General features: G+C 65.8%; 18 protein-coding genes. All 18 read right to left on the bottom strand.

The genetic code is table 11. The features are described from left to right. Positions 1–2 precede the first annotated feature (2 nt). Positions 3–2,984 carry an ExeM/NucH family extracellular endonuclease gene (locus BVG12_RS28325; protein WP_075795316.1) on the bottom strand — a complete coding sequence of 994 codons (2,982 nt, stop codon included), beginning with the start codon at positions 2,982–2,984 and terminating at the stop codon, positions 3–5. 257 nt (positions 2,985–3,241) lie between these two features. Further along, on the bottom strand, positions 3,242–4,276 hold the full coding sequence (locus BVG12_RS28320; protein WP_083685846.1) for a TIGR03790 family protein: 1,035 nt from the start codon (positions 4,274–4,276) through the stop codon (positions 3,242–3,244). 211 nt (positions 4,277–4,487) lie between these two features. Continuing rightward, positions 4,488–5,198, bottom strand: a complete 711-nt coding sequence (locus BVG12_RS28315; protein WP_075795315.1) for a PEP_CTERM-anchored TLD domain-containing protein — start codon at positions 5,196–5,198, stop codon at positions 4,488–4,490. 119 nt (positions 5,199–5,317) lie between these two features. Continuing rightward, positions 5,318–6,736, bottom strand: coding sequence for a mannose-1-phosphate guanylyltransferase/mannose-6-phosphate isomerase (locus BVG12_RS28310; protein WP_075795314.1), 1,419 nt, complete (start codon positions 6,734–6,736; stop codon positions 5,318–5,320). Further along, entirely contained in the window at positions 6,733–7,899 is a 1,167-nt protein-coding gene (locus BVG12_RS28305) for a nucleotidyltransferase family protein (RefSeq protein ID WP_075795313.1), read from the bottom strand. The genes BVG12_RS28310 and BVG12_RS28305 overlap by 4 nt, the downstream gene beginning before the upstream one ends. Before the next feature lie 18 nt (positions 7,900–7,917). After that, positions 7,918–8,916, bottom strand: a complete 999-nt coding sequence (galE, locus tag BVG12_RS28300) for a UDP-glucose 4-epimerase GalE (protein WP_075795312.1) — start codon at positions 8,914–8,916, stop codon at positions 7,918–7,920. Between the two features lie 134 nt (positions 8,917–9,050). Beyond that, positions 9,051–9,800 (bottom strand): WecB/TagA/CpsF family glycosyltransferase, encoded by a 750-nt coding sequence (locus tag BVG12_RS28295; protein ID WP_075795311.1) that lies wholly within the window; start codon positions 9,798–9,800, stop codon positions 9,051–9,053. A gap of 17 nt (positions 9,801–9,817) precedes the next feature. Then, the gene (gene wecB, locus BVG12_RS28290) at positions 9,818–10,930 is read right to left on the bottom strand and encodes a non-hydrolyzing UDP-N-acetylglucosamine 2-epimerase (RefSeq protein ID WP_075795310.1); all 1,113 of its coding nucleotides are present in this window, start codon (positions 10,928–10,930) and stop codon (positions 9,818–9,820) included. A gap of 37 nt (positions 10,931–10,967) precedes the next feature. After that, positions 10,968–12,941, bottom strand: a complete 1,974-nt coding sequence (locus tag BVG12_RS28285; RefSeq protein ID WP_229503741.1) for a heparinase II/III family protein — start codon at positions 12,939–12,941, stop codon at positions 10,968–10,970. Further along, on the bottom strand, positions 12,941–14,023 hold the full coding sequence (locus BVG12_RS28280; protein ID WP_229503740.1) for a glycosyltransferase family 4 protein: 1,083 nt from the start codon (positions 14,021–14,023) through the stop codon (positions 12,941–12,943). Before BVG12_RS28280 ends, BVG12_RS28285 begins: the two co-directional genes overlap by 1 nt. A 109-nt stretch (positions 14,024–14,132) precedes the next feature. After that, complete coding sequence (locus BVG12_RS28275) at positions 14,133–15,419, bottom strand: phenylacetate--CoA ligase family protein (RefSeq protein WP_229503941.1); 1,287 nt, start codon at positions 15,417–15,419, stop codon at positions 14,133–14,135. A gap of 2 nt (positions 15,420–15,421) precedes the next feature. After that, positions 15,422–16,648: a glycosyltransferase gene (locus BVG12_RS28270; RefSeq protein WP_075795308.1), complete on the bottom strand. Its 1,227-nt coding sequence runs from the start codon at positions 16,646–16,648 to the stop codon at positions 15,422–15,424. A gap of 147 nt (positions 16,649–16,795) precedes the next feature. Continuing rightward, the gene (locus tag BVG12_RS28265) at positions 16,796–17,653 is read right to left on the bottom strand and encodes a beta-1,6-N-acetylglucosaminyltransferase (protein ID WP_075795307.1); all 858 of its coding nucleotides are present in this window, start codon (positions 17,651–17,653) and stop codon (positions 16,796–16,798) included. A 140-nt stretch (positions 17,654–17,793) separates the two neighbouring features. Next, entirely contained in the window at positions 17,794–20,025 is a 2,232-nt protein-coding gene (locus tag BVG12_RS28260; protein WP_075795306.1) for a heparinase II/III domain-containing protein, read from the bottom strand. Positions 20,026–20,401: 376 nt separating this feature from the next. Continuing rightward, positions 20,402–21,175, bottom strand: coding sequence for a glycosyltransferase family 2 protein (locus BVG12_RS28255; protein ID WP_075796612.1), 774 nt, complete (start codon positions 21,173–21,175; stop codon positions 20,402–20,404). A 3-nt stretch (positions 21,176–21,178) separates the two neighbouring features. After that, positions 21,179–22,378 carry a glycosyltransferase family 4 protein gene (locus tag BVG12_RS28250; protein ID WP_075795305.1) on the bottom strand — a complete coding sequence of 400 codons (1,200 nt, stop codon included), beginning with the start codon at positions 22,376–22,378 and terminating at the stop codon, positions 21,179–21,181. 8 nt (positions 22,379–22,386) lie between these two features. Further along, the gene (locus BVG12_RS28245; RefSeq protein WP_075795304.1) at positions 22,387–23,916 is read right to left on the bottom strand and encodes an oligosaccharide flippase family protein; all 1,530 of its coding nucleotides are present in this window, start codon (positions 23,914–23,916) and stop codon (positions 22,387–22,389) included. After that, positions 23,913–25,379, bottom strand: coding sequence for an O-antigen ligase family protein (locus BVG12_RS28240; RefSeq protein WP_075795303.1), 1,467 nt, complete (start codon positions 25,377–25,379; stop codon positions 23,913–23,915). Before BVG12_RS28240 ends, BVG12_RS28245 begins: the two co-directional genes overlap by 4 nt. Positions 25,380–25,381: the final 2 nt, after the last annotated feature.

Below are 25,381 nucleotides of genomic sequence, written 5' to 3'. Positions count from 1 at the left end.
CGTTAAAAAGTGCCGGCATACAGTTTCGACGTGAACGTGATATTCGTCTTGGCCGGGTTGGTGAAGGTCAGCGACACGGTCACGGTCGCGCCCGCCGCCAGCCCGCTGCCCGGCAGGGTCACATATGGCGCGCCGTTGAAGTCGCCGCTCTTGTTGTCGAGCGTGACGCCGGCCGGCAAGCCCTGCGGCACGTATTGCAGCGGGCCTGACAGCGGCGCGCCGCTCGTGTTCGTGAACGCCACGCTGCCGGTGAATTTGCCGGTGACGCGGTTGTAGCCGAGTGCGCCCGGCACGATCTTCACGCTGCCGGTGACGTCGACGAAGGCCGGCGCCAGGTTCAGGCTCACGACGACCGGATCGTGGTCCGACGCGCGGAACGGATTGTTCACGTACGGGTCGTCGGCCGTGTCGCCCAGGTTGTAGTCGATCGCGTCCGGCTCGTCCGCATTGTTGTGCCACTCGCTCACGCCGGCCACTTGCGGATCCAGCGCACTGCTGGCCAGCGCATGGTCGAGATAGCCGCTCTGGCCGTCGAACACGTAGGAATACGGGGTGCCGTTCGGACGCACGAAGCGCTCCAGTTCGTTGACCATGCCGTTGTCCGTCAGGAACGCGATCGGGTCTTCGTGGCCGTACGAGTTGAAGTCGCCCACGGCCAGCACGTCCGGGTCGCCGGCGGCTGCCACGACGGTCGGGATGAAATAGTTGAACAGGCGCTGGGCCTGCCGGATGCGGGTGGCGTTCCAGCAACCCTGGCCGTCGCCGCTGTCCGTGTCGCCGGCGCCCGCGCCGCCGCAGCCGCCCTTCGATTTCAGGTGGTTGACGATCAGCGAGAACTTCGCGCCGTTGGCCTTGACCTTGAACGTCTGGGCCATCGGCGGGCGGTTGTTGACGGCGTCGCCGTCCGACAGCGCGCCGCCCACCGGCTCAAGCACGGCCGGTTTATAGATCATCGCGACGCGGATCGCGTCCGTGCCCGTCGCGGCCGGTTTCGCCACGTACGCATATGTCGGCGTCGGCGCGCCGATCGCCTGGTTCAGCGCGTCGACGAGGTAGCCCACCGTGACGTCGCCGTTGTTCTGGATTTCCATCAGGCCGACGGCGTCGGCGTTCATCGCCTTCAGCTCGTCGACGATCTTGTCGCGCTGGCGGTTGAACTCGGTGATGTTGTCGGCGCCGCGGCAATTGCTCTTGGACGGCGCGGACGAGCCGATGGTGCAGCCCTGCCCCGTATGGCCCCAGGCGTCGGTGCCGTCCGTGAACGTGGTGAAGAAGTTCAGCACGTTGGCGCTGGCCACGCGCACGTTGCCGGCGGCCACGGTCGGCGCATCCTCGCGCGCGTTCGTACGGCTGAACACGGGCGTCGCGGTCGGCTGCAGCTTGTACCAGCCGCCGCCCCCGCCGATGGCGCCGAAGTCGAGCACGCCGACGAGGTCCGTCACCGTGTCGCCGGCGCGCACGGTCTTATCGGCTGCCAGGTACGGGATGTGCGCCGGCACCGTGAAGATGCCGTCGTCCAGCACCACCATGTTTTGCGCGTTGGCGGCGATCAGCGCGTTCGCTTCCACCGTGCCGGCACGATACCGGTTCGTCGGCGTTTCGCGGCGCCCGTTGGCCAGCACGAGCTCGCCGCGGTCGCCCAGATAGCTGTTGCCGTTGACGGTCAGCGGATTGGCGAAGCGCACGAGCATGCCTTCGTAGTGGCTCAGTTCGGCCGGCAGGTCAATGTTGACGGGCTGAATCGTGTTGCCGCTGCTGAGGACGGACACCGCGCTGACGTCCTTCAGTTCCGTGTACGAGCGCTTGGCACCGCTCGGCGTGAATTCCGTCACGGTGCCCGTCACGCGCACGAGGTCGCCTTCCTTGGCGGCCGTGGACGCGCCGAACACGAAGATGGCGTCGGACGTGTTCGGATCGCCGTCGCCCTGGGGATCCTGGATGTAGAAGCCGCTGCCCAGCTTCTTCGTGATGACGCCGGTGGTCGACTGCACCGTGTTCACGTACGGGCTCGTCAGGCCGCTGCCCTGGATCTGCGGGATCTTGACGATGCCGTTGACGGCCACGTTGACGGTGCAGCTGGCGCTCTGGCTCGCGTCGTTGGCGAACGTGATCTCGACCGGATACGTGCCGGCCGGCAGGCTCGCGTCGACGACGAGGTTGGCGGTGGCCATGCGGTGATCAAAGGTGGCGGCCGTGAAGCCGGTCAGGCTGATGCCGGCGACGGCGCCCTTGCTGATGACGGCGCTGTTGACGAGGCTGTCGGCATCGCTCGCCTGCAGCGGCGCGGTCGTGCCCGCGCCCACGTCGACGCCCACGCTGCCCGGGCACGCCAGCACGATCGGCTGCGGCAGCGCTGCGCCGCTGCACGACACGCGGTCGCTGCCCGTGTTGCGTGGGCTTGCCGCGCCCGTGACGAAGTCGCTGCTGTTGTCGTTGCTGTCCAGGCAGCCGTTATTCTTGCGCAGCACGGCCAGCGTGTTCGACGGCGCCGCCGTCGGGCCCGAGCCTTCGTAATAGCTGGCGGTGGTGCCGAAGCCGACGAGGTCGACGACGTTGTCGACCGGCTTGCTGCCCGCCAGCGCCGTCGTCGTGTTGACGAGCGCGACCTTGCCGGCCGTCGCGCTCATCGGGATGGTGCCGCTGGCATCCGGCGTGAGGGCGACGCTGCCGCCGCCACCCAGGGCCTCGTGCACGAGGTAGTATTGGCCCGCTGCCAGCGTCACGCTCGCCGGCAGCTTCGTCACTTGCCACGCGGTGCCCGTGGCCGACGCGTATTGCACGCTCCAGTTGGTCAGGGTGATGGCCGTGTCGCCCGTGTTCAGCAGCTCGATGAAGTCGTTCTTGTAGGTGGCGCCGGCGTTACCGCCGCCGCCGTAGACCTGGCTGATGACGACGCCGCCGGGCGCGGCGAACACGCGTGCCGACAGGGCCGCCAGCAGGGCCGCGAGCACGGTCATGCGTCCTGGGGAGTGCATAGGTTTCATGGGGTGTCCTGGAATTGGGGAAATGATTTGTCAGGAACATCGAAAAACCTGCTGCGCGTTGCACTGTCGTTCTGATGCTCCGCTACGGCGGACCGGCGGGACGACTCGTACAGCTGTGCTTCGTAAACGACATTGCGGCCGCTTGCGACGTTTTTTCGAGGTTCCTTTCCGTGCAACACTTAACAAATCCATATTAAATGCACAGATTGACAACATCATGACCACGGATTAGCCCGATTGGACTAATCCAGGACGGGTCAGCGTTTGCGGTAGGGTGCGGCCAGCGGTTCGCCGATGAACAGGCCCTGGGTGGGCCAGGCGACGCTTTTCCAGTAGGCTTCGATTGCGCTATTGCCCTGCACATAGTGCTTGAGCAGCACCGTCGAGTTCGGGAATTTTTGCCAGTGATTGCAAGGCTCGCTCACCGTGCCATAGCTGGCGGTCGCGCCCGCTTCCAGCCAGCGCAAGGCACTCATCTGGTCGCCGCCGAGCAGGTCGCCGCCCAGCGACGTCAGGTGGTCCGCCAGCGCACCGGGCAGGAAGCCGAGGGTGTCCAGTTTGGCGACCTCGGCCATGCCAGTCTCGTAGATGATGATGTCCTTCTCGCCTTCCAGCACATCGGCCTGTATGGGCTTCGTCGTCAGCTTGCGGGCCGCGATTTTGCCGGCCGGCGGGAAGAACGCGGCGCGCGAATTGCGCGGCTTTTCCGACGTCGTCAGGAAATACGCGCTCGCGGGCACGATGCGGAAGCCCGCCCCGGCCCCGCGGTCGATCAAGGCCTTGGCCTGCTCCACGGATTCCGTCGGCAGCAGCATCGAGATCCGGATCTTCAAGTCGGTGTACGGCCGCGCGGAACTGGAATTGAAGTAAGGACTCGGCCGTCCCGGCAGGCACGTCTTGATGCACTGGGCGGGATCGACCCCGAGAGTGTAGGCGCCCGTGATCGAATTGCACTCGACCTTGTACGGCGCCGTCCACACCATCAGCACCGCCTGCACGTTGGGGCCCAGGTGCGCATCGATCTCTTCCTTCAGCTGTGCGAAGCGATCAAAGCTGATCTCGTGCGGCTTGCCGGGAATGCGCACGTGCACGACGTTGGCCGCCGGGATGCCGCGCCGCTTGCGGTAGTACTCGCCGACCTTGACGCTGTTCGGTTCCGCATCGTTGATGACGATCGCCAGTTGATCCGGCTGAAGATGCGATTCGCTGACGAATTGGGCATGGGCCGGTACCGCGACGAAGGCGGCGATGCAAACGAGCAGAGGCAGGCAGAATCTCGGGATCCAGGTCATGTGCTTGGCGGCGTAGAAAAAAAACGGGAGCGTCGAGCTCCCGTTCATCATGCCACAGCTTGCAAGGCAAACAACTTAAGAACCGCTTAGTCGGGTGGGGTAGGTGTGGCCGGTGGCCTCACATACGAACGTACCCAGGCGCGACGTTCGCCGTTTGTTGCAGCCGCGTGGGCACGTTTCGTTTGAGGCCCCCTGGCCTCGACTGTCCACCCTACAATTTGCGCCTGCGCACCGCCGCGCCCACCATGCCGAGGCCGGCCAGCAGCATGGCCGCCGCGCCGGGTTCGGGCACAGGCGAAATCGCGAACACTTCGATCGCGTTCAGCTTCACGATCTCGCCGTGCAGGGTGCCGTCGATGATGCTGCGGCCCTCGTTCACCGGATTGCCATAGCTCAGTTGCCACGACGTGGCCGCCGTCAAGGCGTCGTTGACGTACAGGTCGGGCCCGGAGCCGAAGATGGGACCGTAGCCGGTCTCGTTATACGTCTGGCGCAGGCCCTGGCTCGGCAGCACGTAGTCGGTCAGCACCTGGCGGTACACGGCCGGCGTCGTCATATTGAACAGGAAGGCCGTGCGTTGCCAGTCGCGCTGGGTCTCGTGCCACCCTTCGTTCGACGCCCAGCTTTGCGGGTTGTAGCCGCCCACGAGGAAACTGGCACCGGCGTCGTTCGTCACGTCGAACAGGGTGAAGGTCGCGCCCTTCCCGTCCGCGCCGGCATGGAAGGCGGCCGACGTATCGCCGGGGTGCAAGGTGTACACATTGCTGAGGTTGAATTCGCCGGCGCCGAGCCAGCGTTCCAGCTGGGCGTGGCTGCTCGCGTCCAGCAGAGCGGAACCGCCGATGATGTCGCCTGCCGCCGCCGTGCCGCCGACGCCGGCCAGGGCCGCGCCCAGGACGCCGGCCGCAATGATCGTCTTCATGATGTTTCCCCGATGGGTTCTGACGATGCATTGTATGCCGCATGCGCGCGGCCACCCGCACTGTAGACTCGCGGAAAAGACGCGTCCGCATGGTTTCAATGCGGACGCGGCAGGTACGTTTACGCGCGTTTGTAGACGTCTTCGAAACGGACGATGTCATCCTCGCCGAGGTAGCTGCCGGACTGCACTTCGATGAGGTGCAGCGGCAGCTTGCCCGGGTTTTCCAGGCGGTGCGTCATGCCGATCGGGATGTACGTCGATTCGTTCTCGGCCAGCAGCGTGACCTTCTCGCCGCAGGTGACGCGCGCCGTGCCCGACACGACGATCCAGTGCTCGGCGCGGTGGTGGTGCATCTGCAGCGACAGTTTTTCGCCCGGCTTCACGCAGATGCGCTTGACCTGGAAGCGTTCGCCCGCGTCGATGCCCTCGTAATAGCCCCACGGACGGTACACCTTCGTGTGGACCAGGTGTTCCGTGCGCTCGCTGCCCTTGAGGTGGTCGACGACGTTCTTCACGCGCTGGACCAGGTCCTTGTGCGCGACCAGCACGGCATCGTTCGTCTCCACGACGACGAGGTCCTTCACGCCCACGACGGCCACGATGCGGCTCTCGGCGCGCACGAGCGTGTTGCTCGTGCTGTCGAGGTAGACGTCGCCGCGCACCGCGTTGCCGTTGGCATCCTTGGCTTGCACGTCGGCCAGCGCCGACCAGGAACCGACGTCGCTCCAGCCGATGTCGGCCGCGACGACGACGCCGTCGCGCGTGTGTTCCATCACGGCGTAGTCGATCGAATCGGACGGGCTCGCGGAGAACGCGGCTTCGTCCAGGCGGCAGAAGTCGAGGTCGCTGTACGCGGCCTGCACGGCGGCGCCGGCGGCCTGCGCGATCGCCGGCGCGTGCTTGTCGATTTCGGCCAGGAAGCGGTCGGCGCGGAACATGAACATGCCGCTGTTCCAGTAAAAGCCGCCGTCGGCGACGAAGCCTTCGGCCGTGTTGCGGTCGGGCTTCTCGACGAAGCGGTCGATCTTGTAGCAGTCGTCGCAACCCGGCAGCGGCTCGCCGCGGCGGATGTAGCCGTAGCCCGTTTCCGGGCTGCCGGGCACGATGCCGAACGTGGCCAGGCCACCTTGCTCGACCTGGGCCGCGGCGCGCTCGACCGCGAGGCGGAACGCGTCGTTCTTCTCGATCACGTGGTCGGCCGGCAGCACGAGCATGACGGCGTCCGGGTCCTGCGCGAGCAGGAATTGCGCGGCCGCGGCCACGGCCGGGGCCGTGTTGCGGCCTGCCGGCTCGAGCAGGATGCCGTGCGGCGTGATGCCGATGTCACGCATCTGCTCGGCCACGAGGAAGCGGTGCTCGTTGCCGCACACGATCAGCGGCGCCATCACCCCCGGCCAGCCGCGGACCCGCAACGCCGTTTCCTGCAGCATCGTCTTGTCCGTCACCAGCGGCAGCAGCTGCTTGGGCATGACGGCCCGCGACAGCGGCCACAAGCGGGTACCGGCACCGCCGGAGAGGATGACTGGGTAAATTTTCATGCGTTAGCTTTCTCTAATGTCGAATCTGATTCTTCGGCCTGCTCTTTGCGCCGGCTGCGGCGGCGGTCGCGCGCGTTCAGCCATTCCGACGAGCTGTATTCGGAGGAGTGTTTCATCTCGCCGGCGCGGTCGATGCTGTAATCCTTGAAGACGATCATTTCATGCAATGTCACGTCGTTCAACACGCGAGTGTACTCGAAAAGCACACTACGGACGACCTCGGCACCCTCGCAGATATGGCTGCCGTGACCGATCCACGTGGGGCCGATGATCGTGGCGCCGGCCTCGATCTTGACGCCGGAACCGATGTAGACGGGGCCCTTGATCGTCGTGCCCCGCCAGTCGATGCTCGTGTTCAGCCCGGTCCACAGGCCGGGCTCGATCTGGATACCCGGCACGTCCATATGATTGACCTCGCCCGTCAGCACGTTCTGCAGCACTTCCCAGTAATCGCTCACGCTGCCGATGTCCAGCCAGTTGAACGGACGGCCCTGGGCATAGAACGGCATGCCCTTTTCGGCCAGCAGCGGGAACAGCTGGGAACCGATGTCGAACTCCACGCCCGACGGAATCAGGTCGATCACTTCCGGCTCAAAAATGTAGATGCCCGTGCTGATGAAGTTCGACAGCGCGTCTTCCTGCTTGGGCTTTTCCTGGAACTGGGTGATGCGGCCCGTCTTGTCGGTCACGACGACGCCATAGCTCGACACCTTGTCCCACGGGACTTCCTTCGTGATGACCGACGCCATGGCGCCCTTGCGGCGGTGCTCCGCCAGGGCGGCCTTGAGGTCGAGGTCGATCAGCGCGTCGCCGCACAGGACGATGGTCGTGTCGTCGAAGAAGCCGCCGAATTCCTGGATCTTCTTCATGCCGCCGGCCGAGCCGATCGGCACCGCGACGACTTCGCCGTCTTCCTTCGTATAGCCTTCGAAGGAATAGCCGATCTGGACGCCGTATTGCTCGCCCTCGCCGAAGTATTCCTCGATCTTTTCGTGCAGGTGGCTGACGTTCACCATGATCTCGGTCACGCCGTGCTTGCGCAAATGTTCGATCAGGTAAGCCATCACGGGTTTGCCCAGCACGGGGATCATCGGTTTCGGCAGGTCGTAGGTCAGCGGACGTACGCGCGTACCTTTGCCTGCTGCAAGAATCATCGCTTTCATGGTTCGGTCCTCATACGTTTATTTTGGGGTAGTCTGGTAGCGCCAGGAATCGGCGCACATTTGCGCGATGTCACGCTGTGCGGTCCATCCGAGTTCCTCGCGCGCTTTCGTCGGGTCGGCATAGCACTTGGCAATGTCGCCTGGGCGACGGTCCACGATCTGGTACGGAATCGGCTTGCCGCACGCCTTCTCGAAGGCATGCACCATTTCCAGAACGCTGTTGCCGTTGCCGGTGCCGAGGTTGTACGTGTGCAGGCCGGCCCCCTTCGCCAGCTTGTCGAGCGTCTTGACGTGGCCGATGGCCAGGTCGACGACGTGGATGTAGTCGCGCATGCCGGTGCCGTCCGGGGTCGGATAGTCGCCACCGTACACGGACAGTTTTTCGCGCTGGCCGCTGGCGACCTGGGCGATGTACGGCACCAGGTTGTTGGGGATGCCGTTGGGCTCCTCGCCGATCAGGCCGCTTTCATGGGCGCCGACCGGGTTGAAATAGCGCAGCAGTGCGATGCGCCAGTCCGGCTCGGCCTTGAACACGTCGCGCAGGATGTCTTCGATCATCAGCTTGCTGCGGCCATACGGATTGGTGGCCGACAGCGGGAAATCCTCCTTGATCGGCACCGAGGCCGGATCGCCGTAGACGGTGGCCGACGACGAGAACACGAGGGTCTTGCAGCCGAACTTGGCCATCGTCTCGAACAGCGCGATGCTGCCGTAGACGTTGTTGTCGTAGTAGCGCAGCGGCTGCGCCACCGATTCGCCGACCGCCTTCAGGCCGGCGAAGTGGATCACGGCATCGATCTTGTGCGCGCCGAACACGGCTTCCATGGCCGCGCGGTCGCGGATGTCGCCTTCGACGAACTCGAACGGCTTGCCGGTGATCCTTTGGACGCGTTCCTGCACGGAACGAACCGCGTTGTACAGGTTGTCGTACACGACCACCTCGTGGCCGGCGTTTTGCAGTTCCACGACCGTGTGCGAACCGATGTAACCCATGCCGCCAGTAACCAGGATCTTCATGAATGCTCTTCTTTCGTAAAAGTGTTGCTGCCGCCGTGTTCTCGGAACCGGCGCGCATCGTTATGTTGTCGGCGCCGGCTCCATGCCCGCGCCATCCCTGTTTGGTGTTTTGGTGTGCTACAACCTCGTGGACGCTATCGAGCGCCCTTCAACTTCAACTCTTTGAGGAACAGCCAGATGAAGGCCATGTCCTCGATAAAATATCGGCGGAACATCCGGCGCGGCTCCTGCAGGAAACGGTAGAACCATTCCAGCCCGGACTTCTGCATCCAGAGCGGCGCGCGCTTGACGTGTCCGATCGCGACGTCGAAGGTCCCGCCCACGCCCATCGCGAACGGCACCTTCATCTCGGCCTGCCAGCGGCCGAGGAACTGCTCTTTTTTGGGCGAACTGATCGCCACGAACAACAGGTCGGGGCGCGCGGCGCGGATCTGTTCGACCACGTCCGCCTCTTCCGCCTCACCCTTCCAGTAACCGTTGCGGTAGCCGGCCAGCACCAGGTCCGGATATTTATTCCGGTACGTGGACGCGACCTTGCTCACCACGTCTTCTTTCGCGCCGAGCAGGAACACGCGCCAGCCCTTCTCGCCGGCGCGCCGCATCAGCGCCTCGAACAGGTCGCAGCCCGCGACCCGCTCCTTCAACGGCCGGCCCAGCAGGCGCGACGCCCACACGACCGGCATGCCGTCGACATTCACGAGCGCGCAATCGTTGATGATCCGGCGCAGTTCCGGATCGCGGCTGGCCTTGACCAGCTTGTCGACGTTGACCACCACGTGTTGATGGGGCTTTCCCGTATGGATGAAGCCCTCGACCGTCTGCAATGTCTCTTCCATCGTCAGGTTGTCGATGGAACACCCCATCAGCGTGATGCGCTCGTTCATGTGTCTACCCCATAGCGTTACCCGCGGATTTCCTTCGTCAGGACATCCACGATGCGTTCCGCCGCACGGCCGTCCCACAGGTGCGGCCGGCGGCCCTGCTTGCCCTCGCCGCGCAGGATCTTGCGCGCCTCAAGCATGATCGCGGCCGGGTCGGTGCCGGCCAATACGTTCGAACCTTCGTCCACGGTCACGGGACGTTCCGTGTTCTCGCGGATCGTCACGCACGGCACGCCCAGCGCCGTCGTTTCTTCCTGCAGGCCGCCGCTGTCCGTCAGCACGACGGCCGCGTCCTTCCACAGGTTCAGGAACGCCATATACGCCTGCGGGCCGGCCAGCGTGACGTTCGGTCCCAGGTCGATGCCGAATTTCTCGAGGTTGGCGCGGGTGCGCGGGTGCACCGGGAAGATCAGCGGAAGTTCCGTCGCGATCTCCTTCAGCGCGCCGGCGATGCGCGTGAACGTGGCCGCGTCGTCGACGTTGCTGGGGCGGTGCAAGGTGACGACACCGTAGCGCTGCCCCGCGTTCTGGCGCGCCGCCTTCCACGCGCTCGTCTCGAACGCGGACGTGTCGGCGTGCCCCAGTTTGTCGGCCTGGTACAACACGTTGTCGACCATCACGTGGCCGACGTAGTGGATCGCTTCATCCTTCTTGCCTTCGCGGCGCAGGTGCTCGACGGCCGACGGTTCCGTCACGAAGAACCAGTCGGAGATGCTGTCGGTGACGAGGCGGTTGATTTCCTCGGGCATCGCCATGTCGAAGCTGCGCAGGCCGGCCTCCACGTGGGCGACGGGGATGTTCAGTTTCTTGGCGACGATCGAGCACGCCAGCGTGGAATTCACGTCGCCGACGACGAGCACGGCGTCCGGGCGCGTGGCCGTGCACAGTTCCTCGAAGCCGATCATGATCTTGGCCGTCTGCTGGGCGTGGCTGCCGCCGCCGGCGGCCATGAACACGTCCGGCTGCGGAATGCCGAGTTCTTCGAAGAACACGTCGTTCATCTCGCGGTCGTAGTGCTGGCCGGTGTGGATGATCTTGAACGCCGGTGCATCCGGACGTGCCTGCAGCGCACGCACGATCGGCGCGATCTTCATGAAGTTGGGACGGGCACCTGCGACCAGATAAATGAGCATTTGAAACTATCCCTTTGTTAGTTTTGGAAAAACGGTGTTAGAAAAACGCTATTGTAAACTTGCACTCGACCGGGACGGCGGACGATACGGTGCTGATCTTTAAAACGTCGCACGGTTGCCGGCTTTCGTAGCTGCGCGAATACCAGCCGAGCGGCGGATTTTCATTGCCGCGCACCAATTCCAGCTTGAGGTCCGCGCCGTGCGCATGCATCTGCAGCGCGAAGCGCTTGCCCCGCACGTGCAGGCCGGAACTGTTCAGCCGCGTGTCCAGGCCGGGCGCGAAATGCCAGAACAGCTCGACCTGGTGATGTTTCTTGGCGGCGATCTCGTCGCGCACGGTCAGGGTCGCGCTGGCGGCGTCGTAACGGACGCTGCGCATATGCCGCACCGGATCCGCGAGGCGCTCGTAGCCGTCGTGCGCGCCGCGGAAATCGAATTCGTGCGGCGACTGCGGCATCCGCTCGATGGAGGCCCGCGCCTTTTTCAGCCACATGAAGCGCCCGCCCGACACCGACTGGTCGAGCCCGTCGATCCGCACCGTGTTGTGCGCCGACGTGCCACGGAAATAATCGCGCCACTTGTGTTCCTGCCAGTACGAATACGTGCCCGGATCGACGAGACACTCCTCGCCGCCCACCGATAGGGTCAGCGCGAGCGCGTCCGCATGGGCGTGCGCGGCGATGCCGAGATAGCCGAGCGGGCCGCAATCGACCATGCCCTTGATTTCATCGGCCTCGCCGAAGTGCGAGCCGAACAGCAGATAGCCGCCGTCCGGGAATGCCCAGCCCGTGTCCGATTCGTGCGGATCCGCTTCCGGCCGCTTGCCGGGCAGCGCGTGCAGCAGCCAGCGCACGCCGGGGTGGCTCGGGTTCATGCGGCGCAATACGGCGTCGCCCAGCGCCAGCAATTGTTCGGCGCGGTCGCTGCCGGGCGCATCCAGCCGGAACACGATGCCGTCGTCCGCGTCGCCCACCATTGGCACATTGCCGTTGACGTCGCGCACGGAACGGAGAAAACGCAGCGCGCGCTGCAGGCTCGTCCAATAGGCGCGCGAGAACGGGTGATCGCACGCCTGGCCGACGAGGCCCGCCACGAACAGGAATTCGCTGGAAAACACGTGGTAGGCGAACGCCTGCTCGCGATTGACGCCGTCGCGCGAGAACTGCGCCTGCGCCTCGTGCTCCAGTTCGCGCCGGGCCTGTTCCAGCCACGCGCCGGACGCTTTCCAGCACGGCCAGATCGACGCGCCCACATACAGCCCCGCCAGTTCGCCGATCAGGTGATTGTTGGCCGACGAGTGGCGCGACAGGTGCCGCGCGATCGCGGTGCAATGGGCATGAATCGAATCGAGCCAGTCGGCGCGCAGGCGTTGTCCCTCCTCGCCCGCGAACAGGCCGCTGCTCTCGCCCCCGATCAACTGCCACACGAGGCCCCAGTTGATGAGGCGGATGCCCAGTTCCAGCGAGCTCGTCCAGTTGGGGCCGACGAGCGGCGGGCACTGGTCGAGCCAGCTGCGCAACTGGGTGTGCAGCGCGTGCAGCCAGGCCGCGTCGGACGTCGCGGTCCAAGCCTGCGCGAGGCGAACGAGGTGCAGGTGGCGGTTCAGCTCCCACACGTGCTTGATGTCGCCGACCTGCTCGCGGTTCGTGATCGCGATATCGCCCGCGTAGATGGACGGTCCGACGACGCCGGTGTCCGGATCGCGGTTCCACACGGGGGGCATGCCGACATCGAAACGCCGGTTGGCGAACAGGACCACGTGGCCGGCGCAGATGCTGTCGGCGTCGGCCAGCAGCATGTCGCGTTCCGCTTGCGACAGGGCCGGTGCGCCGACGTCCGGCGCACCGCGATTGAACGTGCGGGCGCGCGGCAGCGGCGGCGCGGCGCGGGCGCGTACGCGTTTCGCCACGCGTGTGACGGCCGCCTGCCGGATCCTGTAGCCGACCTCGGCCACGGACATGCAGCGCAATCGGTTGACCAGCCAGACCATCCCTGTCGCTTCACTCATCATTATGCCCCCGCCAGTTCACGGTAGATCGCGGACAATTGCCCGCACACTACCTCGGTTGAGTATTGTTGTTCGATGGTTGCGCGCGCACGTTCCGCCAGCCGGTCGCGCAGGGCGGTGTCGCCCAGGAGTCGTGCAAGCGCTCTGGCAAGCGCCTGTTCGTCGCGCGGCGGCACCAAGAGGCCGTTGTCGCCGTCGCGCAGAGTTTCCGGAATACCGCCAACGTTTGTCGCGACGACGGCCTTGCGCGCCGCCATCGCTTCGAGCATGGACATCGGCAGGCCTTCCGCGTAGGAAGGCAGGCAGAACACGGCCGCCTTGTGCAATTCGGCATCGCGTGCTTCCGGGCCGATCCAGCCCGGCAGTTCGATCCGGTCCGCGATGCCCAGCTCGGCCGCACGCCGGCGCACGCCTTGCGCATCGCCTTCGCCGCCGAACACGAGGCGCAGCGGACTCGGGCCGATCGCTTCGCGCACGATGCGCGCGCCCGCCTCCAGCAATTCGTAGACGCCCTTGGCCGCTTCGAGCCGGCCGAGGAACAGCACGCGGCCGGGAATCGCCTGGTCTTGCGCGGGCAGGTCGGGCAGCGGCACGGCATTCGGCACGACGGCCACGCGGGCACGCGGCGCGAAGGTGTGCACGAACTGCGCCCAGCTTTCGGACAACGTGATCACGAGCGAGCTCGCCTCCAGCGTGTGGCGGATCCAGCGCCGCAGCAAGGCGCCCGATTCCTGCGTGGCGAAGGTGCGGAATCCGCCGCCGTGCAGGTGGAAAATGGTCTTGCAGCCGGCCAGGCGGGCGATCAGCAGCACGACCGACTTGCGCAGGAAGCTCGCATGCGACGCCGCGTGCACGTGGACGACGGCCGGGCGCCCTTTCACGCAGGCGGCGAGCGTCTGCCAGAAGCCGGCCAACGCGCCGCGCGCTTTCACGAGCGGCGTGCCCTCGCGGTGGGTGGCCACGTAGCGCACGGATTCGCGCTCGAACAGTCCATGGCGGCGCAACACGGAGACCACCGCCGCCACCCCGCCCCTGCCTTCGAGCGCGGTGCCGACCATCAGGACCCGTGGCGCCGGCGCCTTCACGCGCGCGCCTCCCCGGTCGTCGCTTTCTGTCGTGGTTCCAACGTATGCGCCCTTATAAATTGGACAATATTTCGATAATACATCATGATTTTGCTGCGGTGCGCACGTTTCAGCTTTCGATCGCAATGAATTCGAATTTGCCGTTCGGCCCGCGCGGAATCGCGTCCACCCGCTCCACCCGCACTTTCACGCCGGGCACGCGCAGCAGGAATTTGTCGATCAGCGCCCGTTCGTCCGCGTCCGAAAACCCGTCGGCCGTCACGACGCGCAGCACGAACTCTCCCGCGCCGCGGTACAACACCTGCCCTTCGACGAGATGCCGGTCGTGCCCCTGGAAGATGCGGTCGAGGCGCGCGATGATGCGGCCGTCCGGCAAGGTGACGATCTTTTCCTGGCGCCCGATCACCGCCCTGATCGTCGGGAACACCCGGCCGCAGGGGCACGGCTCACCATCCGGGATCACGGTGTCGCCGGTGCGGTAGCGCACAAGCGGCATCGCGGCATTGTTCAGCGACGTGCCGACCAGTTCGCAGGCACCGCCCTCCGCCTCCAGCAGCGCGACGCCGGAGTAATCGGTCAGGACGTGGTAACGCCCTTCCTCGCATGTGCCGATGGCCGCCACGCGCTCGGCCTGGCCATACCAGTCGAACACGCGCACGCCGAACGCCTGCTCCACGGCCGCGCGCACGTCCGGCTCGAGCGTCTCGGACGACGTCATCACGCCGCGCAGCGCGCGTCCGCGATAGGTGCGGTCGGCCGCGTTCAGCCAGGCCGCCAGCGCCGCGATCGACGACGGGTACGCGTGGATCACGACGGGATCGAAGCGTTCCAGTGCATCGATATAGCGGCCGATCGTGTCGTTCGACAGGTGGTACGAGGACATCATGAGCATATTGCCCACCCAGTCGCGGCACCAGTAGCGGCCGTCCGGCGGGTGGTCGGGGCAGACGATGTCGCCGCGGATCCAGGCGCGCCGCTGGCCGTGGCGCCAGCCGATCCACCGCATCTGGCGGTAGACGAAACCTTCCTCGCGCACGAGATTGCCCAGCGACTGGACGATGGTCAAGGGCGAACCCGACGTGCCGCTCGTCGTGATGGTCGTGCGGATCCACGAACCCGGACCGCGTGGCCGCACGAGTTTTTCCGGGTGCTGCCGGACCTCGGTCTTCGTGAGCATCTGGATGCCGGGCGGCAGCCGGGCCAGCGACGTGCCGTCGCCGTCGAGCGGCACGCCGACCCGGCGGGCCCGCCGCGCGACATACGCCGCCAGCGCCGCGCGCGAGCGCTCGTTCGCGACGAGGCCCGGATACACGAAGATCCGGCCCCACACATTGCGGACCACTTCGCGTACGAGCGAGCGCAGCGAGCACTTCAGCGAGTAGGTCCACATCGACATGCTCACGAGGGTTCCGTCAGGATGCTCTTGTAAATTTTTGCAACATTGTTGCCCAGAATATCATAAGTACGGTGACTTTTTACGTACGGTGGGCCACGTAACGCGAACTCGGCCGCGAGCGCCCCGTCATTTAACAACCGCAGTACGGCGTCGGCGAACATCTGCGCTTCCATCGGCACGCACAGGCCGGCCCCGCTCTCGTCGATGACAAGTTTCTGGTCGGGAATGTCGTTGGCGACGCTGGGGATGCCGAGCGCCAGGTATTCGACCAGCTTCGTCGGCGACGACACGTCGAACAGCGTGCCGCGCGGGATCGGCGACAAGCCCACCTCGGCGCGCACCGCATAGCCGAGGGCCGTGCGCTGGGGCAGCCAGCCCGTCAGGAGCACGTGGTCGTCGAGGTTGCGGCGGGCGATCTCGCGGCGCATCCAGGCCATCTCGTCGTCGGACGGGGCGTCGCCGGCAATCACGAGCAGCACGTCCGGCTTCTGCGCGCGCAGCAGTTCGGCCACGTCGAGCAGGAAGTCGGACCGGCGCGAGCGCGCGATGCGGCCCAGATAGAGCACGACGCGGCGGCCGTCCAGGCGGGGATCGATCACGGGCGCCACGCTGGCGCGGTCGAACAGGCTGGCGTCGACGCCCATCGGCACCGCCGTCATGCGGGCCCGGTCGAACCCTTGCGCGACGAGCCAGTCGGCCATCGCATCGCTCTGCACGAACACGTGGCGCGCGCCCGGCAGCACGACGCGGTAGATCGCCAGGCGCGACGCCCACGCGCGCAGCGCATGGCCCATCCATCTCAAACCGCGGCCATGGCGGGCGATGTCGTCGCGCCTGACCTCGAAGCCTTCCACGATGGGGAACGACATCCAGTAGAGGAACGGCACGCGCAGCAGCGCGGCGGCCGCGCGGCCCAATACGCCGCTGGCGATCTTGTCGCGCACCTGGATGCAGTCCGGGCGGCCGCGGCGCAGCGCACGCACGAGGCCCAGCAAGTCCCACAGGGGCGCGCACACGCTGGCGAACCGGCTGCGCAGCGAGCCGACGACGTGCATGCCGCCGGCCGGCCAGGGCGATGCGTCGCCGCTGCCGCCCTGCCCCACCAGTTCGGTCGCCACGCCGTAGCGCGGCATCTCGGTGCCGAACAGGGTCCGCACGTCGGCCCGGACCGGCGGCAACGGGTCGCGTACGACGAACAGAATGGAACGGGACGAAGACAGTCTGCGCATGGATTCCTTGTCGTATGAACAACGCATGAAAACCGATTCTAACTTACTCGTCAGCGCGCACGGTTGCTGTTCCAGCAGGGTGGGCACCCCGTGCCCGCGAGGAAGCCGGCATAACGCAAACGTTACGCGTGGGCGGGGCCGCCCACCCTACGCGGCCCGCAAGGCCAGCAGGCGCGGCACGAGGCCGGCGCTGGCCGCGCTGTCGATCTTGCGGCAGAAATGGGCGCGCGACGCGGCGATGCGCTCGAAGTCGCCCTCGTCGAGGATCTTCGGATTGCGCGCGCCGTGTTCCGGCCACTGGACATAGCGGAAGTTCTGGCCCAGCACGCGGGACGCGAAGGGCGAATTCATCACGAGCGTCTGGAAGAACATCTCGTCCGGACATGCGCAACGGCGGAAGAAGCGCACGAGGCGCGGGTCGCGTCGGACGCGCGCGAGGATGTCCAGGACGCATGCCTGCGACAGCGCCCACCACGACGAGCCGCCGTACGGCCGCATGCCGCCTGGCAGCCGGCGCGTGATGCCCGTCGCGCGCATCGCGCGGTTGGCGACGCGGCAGGCCAGGCGCGCCAGCGGCGGACCCTCGCCGCGATGGAAATACTGGTAGCGGAAACCGGCCGCCCACTGCCCCGGCCCGGTGCCGATGGCGACCGTGTCGAGCAGTTCGCTGCCGGACAGTTCCGCCAGCGCTGCCTTGAGGCGCGCGTTCGAGAGCAGTGGAAAATCCTGCGCGCTGAGGAAGATCACCTTGTCGAACGCGGGCACCTCGGCCACGATCTGTTCCAGCGAATTGAGCACGGCCTGCACCTGGCTGAACGTGCCCCAGTGGACGTCGACACGGTTCTCGATCCGGCGCGCGAACGGGTGCACCGCGTTCGGATCGAGCGCGCATTTGCGGTCGAGGTTCACGTACACGATGAAGTCGTCGTCGCGCAGCTGTTCGACCAGCGCATTGAGCTGGTCCAGGTCCTTGTGGGCTTGGATCAGGAATACCTGTGTCGTCATCGTCGGGGTCGGCGCAAAAAAACAATTCCGCTCGCGCGGAAAAAAACGAATCCTCCGCGGGCGCGAGCCCGGGGAGGATCTGGCGCCGGCGCGCCGAGTGTAGCACGGCGGTAGGCAGGCCCTGGCGACGATACGCCGGCTTAGTTCAGGTTCACGGTCTGCGTACCGACGGTGAGGGTGCGCGTCGTGCCCGACGTGGCGAACTTGACGGTCGGACGCTGGCAGCCGACGTCCAGCAGCACGAGGAACTCGGCCACCGACTTGCCGTCGTTCTTGAGGTAGAACGCGCCGTGGTCTTCGGTCACGCCGGACTTGGGCGCCGGACCGGTCCACTTGGCGAACGGTGCATTGCCGTTCAGGTCACGCACGCACACCGACTGGCCGCCGGCCGTGATCTTCACGCTCGACGGGCTTTCGACCGTCATCGTCACCGGCGCATGGAAGTTCCACTCGTAGGTGTGCGCCACCACGGCTTGCAGCTTGTCGCGCACCACCATCGAGTTCTGGTCGTGCAGGTACCAGATCTGGCGCTTGGCCATCGTCAGCTGGCCGGCGTAGGCCGGGGTCGCATCGCCTTCGGCATAATCGTAGGTCGACTGGGCCGAGAAGCCGGTGACGCGGGCGTTGTGCTGCAGCTGCTCGCGGTAGCCGGAGACGACTTGGCCCTTGCCGCCGTCGAACGTGACCGCGTTCTGCGACTTGGTCTGGTGGTACCAGTCGGTCCACAGCGGCGAACCGTACCAGTCATACCAGCCGGCCTTGACCAGCAGCGGCTGGCCGGCCACCGACAGCAGCAGACCGTTCTGGTCGCCGTGGCTGTGGTTGAACGAGCCGTACGGGCTGGACTTGAAGAAGAACGACGTGCGGTTCGTCGAGCCGATGTCGCTGTGGATCGCCACCCAGCCGGTGCTCGGATAGTAGGCCGAGTTCGACGGCGGGACTTTCAGCGCGGTGCTGGCCACCGGCATCGGATACGGCGCCTGGACGACGGACAGCGAATCCTCGAGGCCCTGCAGGTTGGCCGCGTACCACGCCGCGCGCGGCGACACCATGCGGTTCGCAAACGCATGGAACACGCGCGGATCCGGCTTGGTCTCGGAACCGTCGCCGAAGGCGTGCACCTTGGCGCCCGGCGGCGTGAATTCGGTCGCGAAGTCGAGGAAGCCCAGCGTCCACGGCTTGGCGTACATGTTCACGCCGGTCGCCTGGACGATCGGATCCCACAGGGCCGTCATGTAGCCGGCCGCGTACTCGGCGTAGGCGGTGCCGTTGGCATAGCCGCCTTCCGAACCCGACCACGGCGACGGGGTGTTGACGTAGTCGCGGAACGTGAAGTCGAACCACGTCTGCGCTTCCGGGATGTCGCCCAGGGCCAGCGTCGAGATCAGCGCCATGTAGACCATCAGCGTATTGCCGTGCGAGTCGAACGGGTACTGGTCGAGGCGGCCGTTATCGCCCGAGATATTGCTGAACATCTCGGTCGCGCGGGTCTTGGCGACGGCGAGCCATTTGGCCTTGCGGGTCGCATCCAGGTCGCCGGCCAGCAGGTCGGCACCCTTGATCAGTTCCAGCGTGATCTGGCGCGTGGCCTGGTCCTGGTTGGCGTAGCTGGTGGGGCCGGCCGGATTCAGCGACGCCAGCTGGTCACCACGCTTGAGCGCTTCGTTCAGGTAGATCGGATCCTTCTTGAGGCGCCACAGGAGCGCGGCCGCTTCCAACTGGCGCGTCGATTCGTTGATGCGGTTGCGCACGTCGGTCTGCTGCGCCGCCATCTGCGCCGTCAGCGGCGCCGAGATGACGATCGGCCAGCGCGAGTCCGACAGGTCGGGCAGCGCCGTCATCTGCAGCTTGACCTCGTTGATCAGGCGGCTGACGTACGGGTCGAGGTCGTTCTTCTTGGCCGTGCTCCAGGTCGAGTACGGGGTGAAGGTCGGGCCCAGCGAACGGGGACGCGCCTTGTTCAGGATGCGCGAACGCAGGGTGGCGTTGTCGGGCACTTCGAACGTGGTCGACCTGCTCGTGATCGCGAAGGAACGCGGGCTCGACCATTCGGTGGAGCCGGCCGGGCGCACACGCCACGTGTAGTTGCCCAGTGCCAGCGCCTTGGTCGGCAGGTACCAGTTGCGGTCGACGGTGGCTTTCACCGGCGAGCCGCCCACCGGGGTGATCTCGACCTCGTAGCTGGCCGCGCCGGTAGGATGACGTGCCCAGGCGAAGCCCGGCGGATTCTGCGCCTGCACCGCACCGTTGGCCGGAGCGGGTTGAACGACGAGCGGATCGGTGGCTTGGGCCCAGTCGGCACGCGCGCTGAACGACACCAGCAGCGACGAGAGTGCAGCAACGGCGACGATGCCCTTCCGATGAAATTTCATGTAATGCTCCGAGAAATATTAACTGGACGACTAGGGATTCAGCCCGTCGGCAGAACGCCTGGGCCTGATTGCTTTGAAGCGCTCCGCGATATCAAATGAGCGCTGTTCGATAGGAGAAATAGTACCGCAAATAAATTTATTTGCGGAAAATATTCCCTTAGAAATCAAAGATTTTCGCGCGCATCATACAAATCCAACGCCCGAATGAATCCCTTATCAACAGTAATATTTCCAGGTGTATAAAAGCCGTTTTTTAACAGAAAAGACTGTTTGAAAACTGTGCGGACAATTCGGCAAAGTTTATCGATTGACCATCCTTTTAATAACTTCGACAATTATGTTGATTAATTAATTCTGAACAAACATTACGATCGCATTACGCGACGGCCGGTGCGCCCGCGTGCGCTTCGGCGCGCAGCGCCCGCATGCGCTTGAGGTAGCGCAGGCAATAAATGCCGAAGGCGAGCGGCGCCTGGTTCAGGTAGCGGCGGCGCACCTGGAACTCTTCCTGGCGCGCCTTGATCTTGTTGGCCGACGAGACGCTGCCCGCATGGTCGCGGAACACCGTCAGCGGACGGTCGATGGTGGCCGGACGCGCCACCCGCCCCAGCCGCAGCCACAGGTCGATGTCCATCGCGTACTTGAGCTTTTCGTCGAACATGCCCACGCGGCCGAACACGCTGCGGCGGATGAAGACGGCCGGATGCGGCACGGACGCCCGCCCCGCGGCGAACGCGTGATAACTGAACGGCACCAGGCGGTATGGCGGAATCAACTGGCCGTCCTTCAAGACCTGCACGGTGCCGAACACCCAGTCGACGCGCTCGCTCGCAAAGCGTGCGGCGACGGTCTCCAGCACGTCGTCGCTGGCGTAGTAATCGTCCGAGTGCAGGTGCGCCACGTATTCGCCCGTCGCCGCCTCGATGCCCTGGTTCATGGCGCGGCTGATGCCGCCGCCCACGTCGCGCAGCACGCGCTTCTTGCCCGGGTACGCGGCGATCATCTCCAGGGTGCCGTCGGTGGATCCGCCGTCGACGAAGATGTGCTCCACGTCCTGGCACGTCTGGCGTTGGACGGACGCGAGGGTGTCGGCCAGCGTGGCGGCGCTGTTCCAGGTGCAGGTGACGATCGAGAAAGTCGGTTTGTTCATCATTCACTCGTGATAGAAGTCCAGGATCTGGGGAATGGCATGGAACACGTCCATCGGGAAGGCATCCGGGAGCGGCACCGTCACCGGCGCGCGTTCCAGGATGTGGGCCAGCCGCTCCACGAGCCGCGGCATGGTCTCGGCCAGCTGCAGCTGGCCGTCGTAATACTGGTAGGCCGCCAGTTCCGGCGTGCCCCCGCGCGCCAGCGCCACGCACTGCTTGCCGAGGGCCAGCGCTTCCAGCACGGTGGTGCCGCACGGCTCTTCCCACACGGACGGGATCACGAGCACGTGACTGCGCGCCGACATGCGGATCACGTCGTCGTACGGCAGCCACCCGAGGAAGCGCACCTGCGGCCCCGCGTAGCGGCTCTCCAGCGGGCCGCGCAGCGGGCCGTCGCCGATGATGGCGACTTGCGCATGCTTGGGCAGCCAGCCCTGGACCTGCGCCAGGAATTCGCCGAAGCCCTTGCCCGCGTCGATGCGGCCGACGATCAGGATCTGCCCCGCCTTCACCTCGCCGGGCGGCACCGCGCGTTCCTTGAGATACGGGTAGCGGATGAAGTTGTGGATCACGCGCGCCCGCGACAAATCCGCGTCGGGCACGGCGCGCAGGAACGCCTGGCGCAGGAAGTCGGACACGAAGATCGTCTTGTGGCGCGAGAACGCCTGCGCCGTCTCGGACCGGTAGCGGCGCACGGCCATCCCGGACACTTCGCGCCGCAGCGCGTTCGGCGTCGGGTGGATGCACGCGGCGCAATCGCGCGGGTCCATCGTCGTGCACACGTGTTCCTGCTTGAAGCGCAGGTGGATCATGCACTCGCTCCCCTGGTCGTGGCGGGTCTGCACGAAGTTGACGTCGTGCGGCACGTAGCGCCCCGCCATCGGCAGGTGGCCGTGGTAGTGCACGACGTCGTATTTCGCGGCCTCGCGCAGCAGCGCGCGCGCGATGGTGCGCGCGAACCACGGCCGCTTGACGGGATTGAAGAACCCCAATTGCGCTTCCTTCCAGCCCGGCCGGGAAAAATCGAAGCCGGGCAGCACGCGTCCGTTGAAGCCGATGTCGGCGGCGCTGCCTGCGTGGAAGCGGTCGCTGCGCCCCATGATATCGACGTCGTGCCCGAGTTCCAGCAGCGCGTTCGACAGCGTCACGACATGCTTGCCCAGGCCGCCCACCTGCGTGCCCGGCAAGTCTTCCGAAACCATCAAGACCTTCAAGCCGCTTTCCTCATCGATAACAGGCCCTTGACTCTCGTCCAGGCCATGTCCTTGTCATCCTTCTCGATCACGAACAGGCCGCCGTAGACCAGCAGCAGGCCCGCCGTCAGCAGCACGAGCAGCACCAGATCGAGCGGGCCGCCGTCGAACAGCCGGTTGCCCGCGTTCGCGACCAGGGCCACGACGGCCACGCCGGCCACGCTGGGCAGGTAGGCCTTGCGCACCAGCTCGCCCAGCCGCGCGGGCACGGTGCGGCCGTGCACGGCGACGAGGAAGGCACAGGTCAGCAGGACCGAGGCGATCAGATGGCCCCACGCGGCCCCGTCGATGCCCCAGCCGGCCACGCCCAGGTACACGACCAGCAGGCCGAACACGGCGCGCACCAGCGCGAACATGCCGGAAAAGCGCGGATGCCCCATGCCGTCGTTCACCAGCGACGGCAGGCTCGTCAGCGAATCGATGAATTGCGACAGCGCCATCACGGCCAGCACGACCTGCCCCGCGCGCGCGAACTGCGGGTTCATCCAGTAGTACAGGATCTGGTAAGCGAACACGGCGACGAGCACCAGCACGGATGCGTTGATGAACACGACATAACGGCTGGCTTTCAGGTACAGGTGGTTCAAACGCTCGAGCTCGCCTCGCGCGGCCAGCGCGCTCGCGGCCGGAAAGAACACGCCGGACAGCCGGTACGTGAGGCTCAGGATACGGTTCGCGAGCGTGGACGCGACGGTGAAGTACGCGAGGCCCGTGACGCCGACGAGCGCGCCGATGATCAGCTTGTCGGCATACGCATACGACAGGCTCGCAAAGCGGCTCAGGAAAGAGTAAGCGGAGAAGCCCAGCAGTTCCCTGCGGATGGCCGCGCCGGGCCGGCGGTAATGCAGTTCAGGCAACAGGCGGCGGATGCAGCGCCACAGCACGGCGCAATTGATCGCGCTCGTGATCACGCGCAGCAGGATCACTTCGAACAAGCCATAGCCCAGCATCAGCACCGCCACCGTCAGCAGCGGCACGCCGGTGCCGAACAGCATCTCGATGCGGCTCGCGACGTCGTAGCGCATCAGCGATTGCGGCACGCTTTGCAGATAGCTCTGCAGTTGGCCGAGGAAGAAGCCGAGCGCCGCCAGCTTCAAGGTCGAGACCGCCTCGTGCTCGAGCGCGGCCGGTACGGAAAACACGCGGGTGACGAAGAAGTGCGCGCCGAAAAACAAGCCGAGTCCGCCGACGATGCCCAGCAGCGAATACACGGACAGGCCGAAGAACACGGTCTCGTCGATGCGCTCCTGGGCGCCGGGCTTGCTTCGGTCTGCGTTGAATTCCGCGATAAACTTGACGGAGCCGGCCGTGACGTTGATGTCGATGACGGCGAAATAGCCGACGATCGCCGTCACGAGCGAATACACGCCATAGCTGGCATCGCCCAGGCCCTTGACGACGAGCGGCACGGTCCCCAGCGCCACCAGCGCCGGGATCACGGCGCCGAGCAGGTTCGAAAAGGCGTTGCGGAGAAGGCTCAGGTTCATACGTGCGCCGGCACCAGGTTGACGTGGCGGCGCTTGCGGGTCTCGACGGGCTGCACGGCCGGCTGCGCGCTGGCCACGGCCATCGCCACATAGGGCAGCGCCAGGCAGATTGCCAGCATCTGCGTCGTGCGCACCTGCGGGAATGGCGTGCCGACGAGCAGGTCGGGCAGCATGAACGCGAGGCCCGCGGCGCCGGCCGTCGCCAGGCCCAGCAGATCGGGCGGCAACGTGCGCAGCGCACGCCGCGCGAAACGGGTGAACACCCAGATCGTCCCGCCCAGCAGGACCAGCCCGGGCAGGCCGGCTTTCAAGGCGATGTGCAGCACGCCGCTGTGCAGGAACAGGCCGCCGTCCTGCCCTGTCTGCCATGAAATGTGCTGGTAGCCGGTGTAGCGGCCCCATGTGCCGATGCCGGTGAACGGATGGGAAATGAAATCGGCCAGCGCATATTTCAGTTCGAGCACGCGCTCGCTCTCGGCGCCGAAGCGTTTCGACTCCATGTCGTAGAACAGGCTGGACAGGCCGCTGCCCGCCCCTTTCGTGTGGCCCAGGCGCTTGATCGCCGCATACAGCAGGCCCGCGCCCATCACCGGCGCGCCAAGCGCCATCATGTGGATGCGGCGCTGCAACGGGAAGCGCATCATGATGATGAGGAAGGCCAGCACGAAGCCGATCCACGCGCTGCGGCGGTAGGACAGCACGATGCAGGCGGCCGTCGTGCACAGCGTGGCCCAGTCGATGGCCGTCCAGAACAGCGAGCGCTTGTTCTTGAACACCTGGAACAGGTTGACGGCGGCGATGGCGAAGGCGATCGTGCACAGCAGGCTGTCGTTGATGTCGAAGAACGTCAGCTTGATCTTGATGTCGTTCATGTTCGCATACACATTGTTCGGGTCGCCGCCGAGGAAGGCCCAGCGCGCGAGGCCGAACATGGCGCGGCCGAGACCCGCCAGCATGATGAAGCGCGACAATTCGATCGCGTGTTCGCGGGTGCGGAACGACAACAGCATCAGCGAGACGAGCGGCGCCATCCAGATGATGTTGGAAAAGCCGGACGGCGCCAGCACTTCCGCCAGCGTGACGTTGGAGAACATTCCGACGGCCACGTGGCCCCCCAGCAGCAGGAGCCAGGCGAGGAACCACGGCCGCAGATTGCACGGCGGCGCCGGATAGCGTTGAAAGCTGGCCGACACGCGCGCGCAGCACCACGCACCGAACATGCACCACAGCAGCAGCGGAAAGAACAGCACGCCCGAACCGCGGCTGTAGACGCCGGGCGTACCCATCGTCGCCAGCGAACCGTAGCTCGTCGAGTTGCGGAAGAAGAATACCGCAATGTAAACGTAGGCGAGAAAGCGCGGCCACACCATCCCGACGCCCATCCCGACGACCGCCAGCACCGCCAGCAGCACGACGACGATGAACGGCAGCGAGGTATAGAAGTACAGGAGAAAGTTCTGCATGG

This window comes from Massilia putida (assembly GCF_001941825.1).
In the GTDB taxonomy this organism is placed as follows: domain Bacteria; phylum Pseudomonadota; class Gammaproteobacteria; order Burkholderiales; family Burkholderiaceae_D; genus Telluria; species Telluria putida.
This window is presented reverse-complemented; position numbering and strand designations above follow the sequence as displayed.

What these genes read in the sequence shown, in the direction of transcription:
- BVG12_RS28325 (WP_075795316.1), bottom strand. Translation starts at nt 2,984, where the DNA reads ATGAAACCTATGCACTCCCCAGGACGCATGACCGTGCTCGCGGCCCTG.
- BVG12_RS28320 (WP_083685846.1), bottom strand. Translation starts at nt 4,276, where the DNA reads ATGACCTGGATCCCGAGATTCTGCCTGCCTCTGCTCGTTTGCATCGCC.
- BVG12_RS28315 (WP_075795315.1), bottom strand. Translation starts at nt 5,198, where the DNA reads ATGAAGACGATCATTGCGGCCGGCGTCCTGGGCGCGGCCCTGGCCGGC.
- BVG12_RS28310 (WP_075795314.1), bottom strand. Translation starts at nt 6,736, where the DNA reads ATGAAAATTTACCCAGTCATCCTCTCCGGCGGTGCCGGTACCCGCTTG.
- BVG12_RS28305 (WP_075795313.1), bottom strand. Translation starts at nt 7,899, where the DNA reads ATGAAAGCGATGATTCTTGCAGCAGGCAAAGGTACGCGCGTACGTCCG.
- galE (WP_075795312.1), bottom strand. Translation starts at nt 8,916, where the DNA reads ATGAAGATCCTGGTTACTGGCGGCATGGGTTACATCGGTTCGCACACG.
- BVG12_RS28295 (WP_075795311.1), bottom strand. Translation starts at nt 9,800, where the DNA reads ATGAACGAGCGCATCACGCTGATGGGGTGTTCCATCGACAACCTGACG.
- wecB (WP_075795310.1), bottom strand. Translation starts at nt 10,930, where the DNA reads ATGCTCATTTATCTGGTCGCAGGTGCCCGTCCCAACTTCATGAAGATC.
- BVG12_RS28285 (WP_229503741.1), bottom strand. Translation starts at nt 12,941, where the DNA reads ATGATGAGTGAAGCGACAGGGATGGTCTGGCTGGTCAACCGATTGCGC.
- BVG12_RS28275 (WP_229503941.1), bottom strand. Translation starts at nt 15,419, where the DNA reads ATGTCGATGTGGACCTACTCGCTGAAGTGCTCGCTGCGCTCGCTCGTA.
- BVG12_RS28270 (WP_075795308.1), bottom strand. Translation starts at nt 16,648, where the DNA reads ATGCGCAGACTGTCTTCGTCCCGTTCCATTCTGTTCGTCGTACGCGAC.
- BVG12_RS28265 (WP_075795307.1), bottom strand. Translation starts at nt 17,653, where the DNA reads ATGACGACACAGGTATTCCTGATCCAAGCCCACAAGGACCTGGACCAG.
- BVG12_RS28260 (WP_075795306.1), bottom strand. Translation starts at nt 20,025, where the DNA reads ATGAAATTTCATCGGAAGGGCATCGTCGCCGTTGCTGCACTCTCGTCG.
- BVG12_RS28255 (WP_075796612.1), bottom strand. Translation starts at nt 21,175, where the DNA reads ATGAACAAACCGACTTTCTCGATCGTCACCTGCACCTGGAACAGCGCC.
- BVG12_RS28250 (WP_075795305.1), bottom strand. Translation starts at nt 22,378, where the DNA reads ATGGTTTCGGAAGACTTGCCGGGCACGCAGGTGGGCGGCCTGGGCAAG.
- BVG12_RS28245 (WP_075795304.1), bottom strand. Translation starts at nt 23,916, where the DNA reads ATGAACCTGAGCCTTCTCCGCAACGCCTTTTCGAACCTGCTCGGCGCC.
- BVG12_RS28240 (WP_075795303.1), bottom strand. Translation starts at nt 25,379, where the DNA reads ATGCAGAACTTTCTCCTGTACTTCTATACCTCGCTGCCGTTCATCGTC.